We start from the raw sequence: 10,146 nt of genomic DNA, 5'->3' as shown, positions 1-10,146 counted from the left end.
TGGCCGCCAACGACTCCGGATCATCCTCACTACCGAGCAGCTCACGCTGCCAAATGCTGTAATCCGCGTACTGCACCGCCAGCGGCGCGAAGTTCGGGACGTTCCCCACGGAACGAGCCGAGTACGCCATCATCAGGTCCCGCGTCAGCGGACCGACCGAAGAACCGTCACAGGAAATGTGATGCACCACCATCGCGAGCACATGTTCCACCGGCTCGGAATCAGCGGAATTCCCGGTATCACCAGCGATCTGGAACAACGCGACCCGCACCGGCACCTCGGAGGTCACGTCGAAGATCGTCGACGTCAATGCCGCCACCGCGGATTCGATATCCTGCGGCGCCACCACGCGGACGTCCAAGCGGGGAACGACCTGTCCCGGCGGCAGGATGACCTGAACCGGGCCGTCCTCGGTTTGTGGGTAGATGGTGCGCAGGATCTCGTGTCGCACGACGACATCCGACACCGCCTGCCGCAATGCGTCGACATCGAGCGCCCCGGTCAGCCGCACCGCGATCGGCACGTTGTACGCGGCGGACTCGGTGTCGAACCGGTTCAGGAACCACATCCGCTGCTGCGCCAGCGACAACGGAATCCGGTCCGGTCGCGGCCCGGCCACCAAATCCTGGCGACCCCCTGCTCCCGCGTGCCGCTCGGCCCGCACAGCCAGCCCCGCGACAGTAGACGCCTCGAACAGCCACCGCACCGGCACCCGGGTGTCCAGCGCCTTACCGATCCGCGCGGCGACCTGCGTTGCCAACAGCGAATTACCACCCAGGGTGAAGAAATCGTCATCCGCGCCGACACGCTCGACACCCAGCACCTCGGCGTAGACCGAGGCCACGATCTCCTCGATCGGCGTCGACGGCGCACGGAACGCCTGAACCTCGAACTCCGGCTCCGGCAACGCCTTCCGATCCAGCTTGCCGTTGACATTCAACGGCAACGCATCCAAAACCACGAACGCCGACGGCACCATGTACGACGGCAAACTCGCCGACAGCAGGGACTTCACCGCGGCCACATCAATACCGGCGTCGACATCGCTCGGGACGAGATAGGCGACGAGCTGATCACCGGTTTTCGGAGCCGATTTCGCGATCACCGCCGCCTGCGCGACCTGCCGCAAGGCCAGCAGCGCGGCTTCGATCTCACCCAGCTCGATACGGAAACCACGAATCTTCACCTGGAAATCCGTACGACCCCGATACTCCAGCTCACCCGCGCTCGTCCAGGCGACCAAGTCACCCGTGCGATACATCCGCGCACCAGGCTGGAACGGATTCGCCACAAACCGATCAGCCGTCAAATCCGCACGACCGAAATAGCCCCGCGCCAACTGCGCACCAGCCAAATACAACTCACCGGACACACCCACCGGCACCGGACGCAAACGCGCGTCCAGCACATAGACCCGGCTGTTCCACTCCGGCGCACCGATCGGCACCAACGTCTCGTCAGCCGCGGTGACCCGGTGGCTGGTGATCGACACCGCCGCCTCCGTCGGACCGTACAGGTTGAACAGCGCCGCTTTCGGATTCACGATCTGGAAGCGTTTCGCCGTCTCGGCGGGCAACGCCTCACCGATGGCCAGCACTCGCCGCAGTGTGGGCAGCGGAATGTCGGTGTCCGCGTTGGCGAGCAATGCGTCGAGCATGGACGGCACCACATGCAACGTGGTCACCGCTTCGCGGGTCATCAGCTCGTTCAGGTACGCGGGATCGCGATGGCCGTCCGGCGAAGCGATCACCAACCGGCCCCGGCATACCACCGCGGACCAGAACTCCCACACCGACAGGTCGAACGTCGCCGCCGTCTTCAGCAAGACCGCGTCATCGTCGACGAGATCGAACTCGAACGACTTCCACAGCAACTGATTCACGATCGCGCCGTGCGACACCGCGACGCCCTTGGGACGGCCCGTCGAACCCGACGTGAAGATCACGTACGCGGTGTTCTCCGGACGCAACGGGGTGGCCCGCTCGGCATCGGTGACCGTCGCGGTGGACAGCTCGGCGAGGTCGAGCTCGTCCAGTCGCACTACGGGCGCGGCATCGGAGGCGAAGGCAGCCGCGGCGTCGGTCAGCACGCACACCGGTGCCGCCGTCGCCAGGATGTAGCCGGTCCGCTCGGCGGGCTGGTCGGGATCCACCGGCACATACGCGCCACCGGCCCGCACCACCGCGTACATCGCCACAACCAGGTCCACCGACCGGCGCAACGCCAGCGCCACCCGTGACTCCGGGCCGACGCCTTCCGCGATCAGATAGCGGGCCAAACGGTTGACCCGGGCGTCCAACTCCGCGTACGTCAGCTCCTGCCGACCGTCCGAGTCCTGGATGTCGGCGACCAGCGCGACGGCATCCGGCGCCGCGGCGACAGCGGAATCCAACAGCGCGGCGAGCGTCGTCGCGGCGGACGATTCCGGTGTGGAGCCGCCGAGCAGCGCAGCCGGATCGATCGCGCGGTCGGTGGCGTTCCACACCGACAGCACATCGATCCGCTCGGCCGTATCGAGAATCTCGATATCCCCGACCGGTGTCGTCGCGTCCGCCACGACGGCCGCCAGAATGCGCGACAAACGCTGGGCGAAGCCCCGCACCGTTTCGGCGTCGAAAAGGTCCGTGGCGTAGGTGAAGTAGCCGCCGATCCCCGCCGCGGCACCGGCCTCGTCGTAGGTGTCGCTCACGATCAGATGCAGATCGAACTGCGACACGTTCAGATCCGCTTCCACCCCGGCGATCGCCAAGCCGGGCAATTCCAGCGCGGCCCGTGCCACGTTCTGGAACGACAGACCCACCTGGAACAGCGGGTGATGCGCGGTCGAGCGCCGCGGGTTGAGCACTTCCACCAAGCGCTCGAACGGAATATCGGCATTCGCGAATGCCTGCAAATCGGTTTCCCGTTGCCGCGCCAGCACTTCGGTGAACGAGTCACCGCCGGACAGGCGGGTCCGGAACACCACGGTATTGACGAACATGCCGATGAGATCATCGAGTTCACGTTCACCGCGGCCGGCGACCGGAGTGCCGATCGCGATATCGCCGGAACCGGACAGCCGCGCGAGCAGCACCGCGAGCGCGGTGTGCACGACCATGAAGAGGGTGGCGCCGTTGGCGCGTGCCAGTCGCACGAGCCCGGCGTGCGTGGCGGCATCCACCGACATCTCCACCCGTCCACCGGCCAGTGACGCCACCGCGGGCCGCGGCCGGTCGGTGGGCAGCTCCAGCAGGTCGGGAAGCTCGGTGAGGTGCTCGCGCCAGTAGGCGATCTGCTGCGCGGCGATGGACTCGGGATCGGATTCGTCGCCGAGCACGGCCCGCTGCCACAGCGCGTAGTCGGCGTACTGGACCGGCAGCGGTGCCCACGCCGGGGCGGAGCCCGCGCTCCGCGCGGCGTAGGCCACCATCACATCGCGGACCAGCGGCCCCATCGACGACGCGTCGGCGGCGATGTGATGCACCACGACAGCGAGCACGTACTCCGGTGGCGACCCGGGCGCGCGCCCATCGATCTCCAGCAGCCGCACCCGCACCGGCACTTCGGCGGTCACGTCGAACGGCGTCGAGGCGAGCGCGTACACAGCCGTCGCGATCTCGGATTCGGTCACCCGCTCCGGCGCGACATCCAAGCTCACCTGTCCGGCGGGCAGGATGACCTGCACGGGGCCGTCGGCGGTTTCCGGGTACACGGTGCGCAGCACTTCATGCCGCGCCACCACGTCATCGAGCGCCTCGGCCAGCGCCGCCACGTCGAGCCGTCCGGTGAGCCGAAGCGCGAACGGCAGGTTGTAGGCCGCCGAGCCCGATGCCGCGGCGGGATCGTCATCGACCTGATCGAACCGGTTCAGGAACCACATCCGCTGCTGCGCCAACGACAGCGGCAACCGCTCGGGCCGGACGAGGCTACCCAGTTCGACACGGCGGTTGGCGTGTGTGTGCGACTCGATCGCCGTCGCCAGATCCGTCACGGTCGACGTCTCGAACAGCGTCCGCACCGGAATGCGGGCGCCCACCGCGGCGCCCAACCGCGCCACCACCTGCGTGGCGACCAGCGAGTTGCCGCCGAGTGCGAAGAAATCGTCGTCGGCGCCGACTCGGCTCAGACCGAGCACCTCACCGAAGACACCGGCGACGATCTCTTCCACCGGCGTTGCCGGGGCGCGGAATTCGCGAGTGCCGAACGTCGGCTCCGGCAGTGCCTTACGATCCAGCTTTCCGCTCGGGTTCAACGGGAAAGCGTCCAGCACGACGATCGTGGCCGGAACCATGTACGCCGGAAGCGTGTCGCCGATCCTGGCGAGCAATTCCGACGGCTCCACCGACCGCCCTGGCGCGGGAACCACATACGCGACGAGCTGATCACCCAGCGCGGACGGCGCCACCAGCGCGACCGCCTGACTCACCGAAGGCTGGGCCAGCAATGCGGTCTCGATTTCGCCCAGCTCGATCCGCTGGCCGCGGAACTTCACCTGGAAGTCGGTGCGACCCAGGTAGTCGAGCCGCTGCGGCAAATCTCCGGCAGGCGCGCGCCACACCACCAGGTCACCGGTCCGGTACATCCGTGCGCCGGTGCCGAACGGATTGGCGACGAATCGGTCCGCGGTCAGATCCGGACGGCCCACATACCCGCGAGCGAGCTGGTCACCGGCCAGATACAGCTCGCCCGCCACGCCCGCAGGGACCGGACGCAACCGCGAATCCAGCACATAGACCTGCGTGTTCCACTGCGGCAACCCGATCGGCACCGAGCGCTCGTCCGCACCGCGAGCGGGCCAGTAGGTCACCGACACCGCGGCCTCGGTCGGCCCGTACAGGTTGTGCACCCGCGCATCGGACACGGCGTTGACGGCGGCCACCGTCTCCGGCGGCAATGCCTCGCCGATCACGAAGATGTGCGCCAGACTCGGGCACGCGCCCGGCGCGGTATGCGCGGCGAAGACCGTCAGCATGGACGGCACGAAGTCGGTGACCGTCACGCCATGCGCGGCGATCGTTTCCGCGACATAGGCCGGGTCCCGATGCCCGTCGGGCGTGGCCACGACCAGTTTCGCGCCGACACGCAACGGCATGAAGAATCCCCACAGCGACACGTCGAACGTCGTCGCGGTCTTCTGCAGATACACGTCATCGGGACGCAGCGGATACTCGGCCAGCATCCACTCGATCTGGTTGTTGATCGCCGCATGCGAGACGGCGACCCCCTTGGGCCTGCCCGTCGAACCCGAAGTGAAGATGACATACGCGGGATGCTGGGGCAGGACCGGTCGCAGCAACTCCTCGGCGCGCACCGGAGCACTGTCGACGTGATCCAGCTCCAAGGCGTCGACATGGAGCACGGCGGTGCCCGGCGGGACGGGCACCGCGTCCTCCGTCCGCGTCACCACGCACGCGGGCTGTGCCGTATCGAGAATGTGCGCGATCCGGTCAGCGGGATGATCAGGATCCAGCGGCACATACGCGCCGCCAGCCGTCACGATCGCGTAGATGCCGACCACCAGATCGACCGAGCGCCGAATCGCCAGCCCCACCAGCGATTCCGCACCCACACCCTGCGCGATCAGCACCCGGGCGAGTCGGTTGACGCGCTCGTCGAACTCGGCATACGTCAGCGTCGCGTATCGACTCGATGAGGGGTGGTGGTCGGGCGACGGGTGGGCCAGGGAGATGCCTTCGTACACCACCGCGACGGCATCCGGGTGCGCCGCCACCGCCCGGCGATAACCATCGAGCAGCAGCTCGGCGGCCACCGGGTGGCGGGTGGCGTTCCAGTCCAGGAGAATCCGTTGCCGCTCGGCCTGCGCCAGCAGGTCCAGGTCGCCGATGGCCCGCGCCGGATCCGCCGCCACGGCGGCGAGCAGCCGCCGCAACCGACCCGCGAATTCCGCGATCGTCGATTCGTCGAACAGATCGGTGGCATAGGTGAACATCGCCGACATCCCGGCCGCCGCCTCGTCGTCCTGGCGCGGCACCACGGTCAGCTGTAGATCGAACTTGGCCTGCGCGCCACCGAGCTCGACGGCTGTCGCGGTCAGGCCGGGCAATTCCAGCCGCGGCGCCTGGATGTTCTGGAAGAACAGCGCGACCTGGAACAGCGGGTGATGCGCTTGCGACCGAACCGGATCGAGCACCTCCACCAGTCGCTCGAACGGCAACTCGGCGTGCGAGAACGCCGCCAGGTCCGTCTCCTTGGTGGCCGCGAGCAGCTCGGCGAACGAGAGGCCCCGATCGACCCTCGTCCGCAACACCAGCGTGTTGACGAACATGCCGATCAGCTCGTCGAGTTCCCGCTCACCGCGCCCGGCGACCGGCGTGCCGATGGTGACGTCGTCGCTGCCCGACAACCGGCCGAGCAGCACCGCGAAAGCGGCGTGCACCACCATGAACAGCGAAACGCCCTGGCGGTGCGCCAGCTCGGTCAGCTCGGCGTGGGTCGCGGCCGGGATCTCGAACGAGAATTCCGCGCCCCGGCCGGACGCGACGTTCGGTCGAGGCCGATCCGCGGGCAGGTCGAGCCGGTCCGGGATGCCCTGCAAAGCCTCGCGCCAGTAGTCGATCTGGGTGGCGGCCACCGATTCGGGATCGGACTCGTCGCCGAGGACCTCGCGCTGCCACACCGTGTAGTCCGCATACTGCACCGGCAGTGGTTGCCAGCCCGGCGCGGCACCGTCGACCCGGGCCAGGTATGCGGTCATCAGGTCCCGGACCATCGGCGCGACGGACGCGCCGTCGGCGGCGATGTGGTGCACCACCACAGCGAGGACGTGCTCGGCGGTGCGTGCGGGGTTGTCCGCGGAATCCGCGCCCGGCACCAGTTCGGCGAGGGCGATGCGCAACGGGACCTGTGTGGTCACGTCGAAACCGGCCGACGCGACTTCGAGCAGCCAGCCCGCGAGTTCCTCTTCCGCCACCGGCCGCGGCGCCACGTGCGGAACCGCCTGATCGGCGGGCAGAATCCGCTGATAGCCGGTGCCGTCGAACGCGGGATACACGGTGCGCAGCGTCTCGTGGCGAGCAACCAGATCGGCGACCGCCGCCTGCAAGGCAGCCACGTCCAACGCTCCGGACAGGCGGACGGCGAACGGGATATTGTTCGCCGCCGACGCCGGGTCGAACTGGTTGAGGAACCACATACGCTGCTGCGCGAGCGACAACGGGATCGGCTGTGCCGACTCGCCGTCTCGCGGCACCGCGACCAACGCACGCCGCCCGCCCGTGCCCTGGAGCGCAGCCAGTCGCGCCGCGAGTGCGGCGACCGTGGACGCCTCGAAGATCACCCGAGCGGGCATCCGCGTGTCGAGTGCCGCGCCGAGCCGGGCGATCATCTGGGTGGCCAACAGCGAGTTGCCGCCCAGGTCGAAGAAGTCGTCGTCGGCACCCACCGGGCGGTCGGCACGCACGCCGAGCACTTCGGCGAAGGTCGTCGCGACAAGCTGCTCGATCGGAGTGGACGGTGCGCGGAATTCGCGTTCCCGGACCACCGGTTCCGGCAGCGCGCGGCGATCCAGCTTGCCGTTCGGGCTCAGCGGGAACGCATCCAGCGCCACGATCGCCGTGGGCACCATGTACGCGGGCAGCCGCGCGGCCAAGTGGTCGCGCAACTCGTCCAGGTGCGACTGCTCGTCATCGGGTCGCTGCGCGGGCACGATGTACGCGACCAGCTGATCGCCCAGGCGCTCGTCGGACCTGACGATCGCCACGGCCTGCGCCACCGAATCGTGCGCACGCAACGCGGATTCGATCTCGCCCAGCTCGATCCGCAGACCACGCAGCTTGACCTGGAAATCGGTGCGGCCGATAAAGGTGAGCGAACCGGTCGCGTCGGCGGTGACGAGGTCACCGGTGCGGTACATCCGGCTGCCGGGGGCGCCGAACGGATTGGCCACGAACCGGTCCGCGGTCAGGTCGGCACGGCCGAAATAGCCCCGTGCCAATTGCGCACCGGCCAGGTACAACTCGCCCGCGACACCCGAGGGAACCGGATGAAGCCGCGAATCGAGCACGTACGCCTGCGTATTCGACACCGGCAGGCCGATCGGGACGGCACCCGTCACGTCGTCGGCGACCGGCGCGTGGGTGGCATGGACGGTGAACTCCGTCGGGCCGTACAGGTTGTACAGCGCCGCCGAACTCACCCGCCGGATCGCCTCCACAGCGTCGGAGGTGAACGCCTCGCCCGCGATGAGTAGCGCACGCAGCGAGCCCAGATCCGCGCCGCCCGCCGCGGCGGCGCCGGTGGCGAAGACGGTCAGCATCGACGGCACGAACGACGTCATGGTGACGCGCTCGGCCGCGATCACCTCGCCCAGGTATGCCGGATCACGGTGTCCGTCCGGGCTCGCCACGACCATCCGGCCACCGGTGCTCAGCGGACCGAACAACTCCCAGACCGACACATCGAACGTCGCGGGTGTCTTGAACAACACCACATCGTCGGCGCCGATCCCGTACTCGCTGGTGATCCAGCGAATCTGGTTGACCGCCGCCGCATGGGGAACCGCGACACCCTTCGGGCGGCCGGTCGAACCGGAGGTGAAGATCACGTACGCCGGATGCGCCGGACGCAACGGCGCGATCCGCTCCGCGTCGACCACCGGCTCACCCGAGTAACCGGACAGATCCAGCCCGTCCAACGACAGGGTGGGCACCCCACCCCCGTCGAAACCGTCGCGGGACGTGGTCAGCACACACACCGGCGCCGCCGACTCGAGCACGTACCGGATTCGCTCGACCGGCTGATCGAGATCGAGCGGGACATACCCGGCGCCCGCCTCCTGCACCGCGTACATGGCGACGACAAGGTCAACCGAACGCCGCATACCCAGCGCGACAAGCGTTTCCGGACCGACGCCTGCATCGATCAGCCGCCGGGCCAACCGATGTACTCGGGCGGCGAATTCGGTGTAGGTCAGCGACCTTCCGCCGGGAACGGAGGGGTCGACGATCGCGACCGACTCGGGCGACGCCGACACCTGGGCGTGGAACAGGTCGACGAGGGTAGCCGCCGAGTCAGCGGTCTCGGCCCGCTCCCGCCCGTTGAAGAAGAGACGGGCCGCACCGCCCGCGACCGGTCGGACCCAGTGCCGCACCACGTCCGGCGGGCTCGCTTGGCCGGTGGCGACGACTACGCGCAGCTCATCCAACCCGGCTGGGTCCAGGGCGGCGAGTGTCGCAGGCGCGGCGAACATATGCGTCACATGTTCACGCCGCAGCAGCTCCGCGAGCCGCGCGCTATCGGACTCGGGAGCCACGACGATCGTCGCCGCGCCGCTCACGGCGAGCAGCAGCTCGAGCACCAATTGGTCGGGCGACGGCGCGACGAAGTGCAGGGTGCGCGCCTGCGGCGTCACCCGGTAGCGCTCCCGCTGCTCATCGCAGAAACCGGACAATTCGGCCTGCGTGACCGCCGCTCGCTCGGTCGAATTGCGCGAATGGATCACATACGCCGGGTCCTCGCCCTGCAACGGACGCGCCCGGTCCATGTGGGTCACGGCGTCCGCCGGATGATCCCGCAGCGCGCGTTCGAATTCCGGCTCGTCGACGACCAGCCACGTCACCTGCCCGGGCAACCGGTCACGCACGGCCCCGACCGTCAGCCCCGACACCACCCCGGGATCGGACACCACCTGCTCGACCAGGTCCGGCGAATCGTCCGGATCCACCGGCACGAAACCGGCGCCGGTCTTGGCCACCGCCCACAGCGCCACCACCGACTGGATCGAGTGCGGAATGCACACGGCGATCAAATCTTCGGGACCGACACCACGTTCGAGCAGCAACCGAGCAAGCCGCGTCGAGCGCGAATCCAATTCGGCGTAGCTCATTCGCGCCGCCGACTCCATCGGGACATCGGCGCGACCGCCGAGCTCTTCCCCGGCCTGGACGACCGCGACGCCGTCCGGGTTCGTCTCCACCGCCATCGCCAGCAACTGCGGCAAGGTGGTCACCCGCGGCCGCCGGGTCCGGTTGGGCCGCACACGTGCCGGGCGGGTCATTCGGATACCCCAACGCCAGCGAAAGTGCACGGTGTGTCGGCTACCCGAAACAATGAAGTATCCCTCACTACTATCTGGTCCAGCTGTCTTTCCGCCCAGCGTCGGCAGCCCTGCGCCACCGTGCACCGCCGATCCGGCGATGCCGCCGCTAT

1 protein-coding gene is annotated in these 10,146 nt (G+C 68.5%); it reads right to left on the bottom strand.

All coding sequences use genetic code 11. From position 1 onward, the window contains the following. The coding region (locus ON34_RS03265) for a non-ribosomal peptide synthetase (protein ID WP_040774040.1) at positions 1-9,994 on the bottom strand (9,994 nt) is incomplete at its 3' end. Between the last annotated feature and the right edge of the window lie 152 nt (positions 9,995-10,146).

The organism is Nocardia pneumoniae NBRC 100136, from assembly GCF_000308755.1.
GTDB classification, from domain to species: domain Bacteria; phylum Actinomycetota; class Actinomycetes; order Mycobacteriales; family Mycobacteriaceae; genus Nocardia; species Nocardia pneumoniae.
This window is presented reverse-complemented; position numbering and strand designations above follow the sequence as displayed.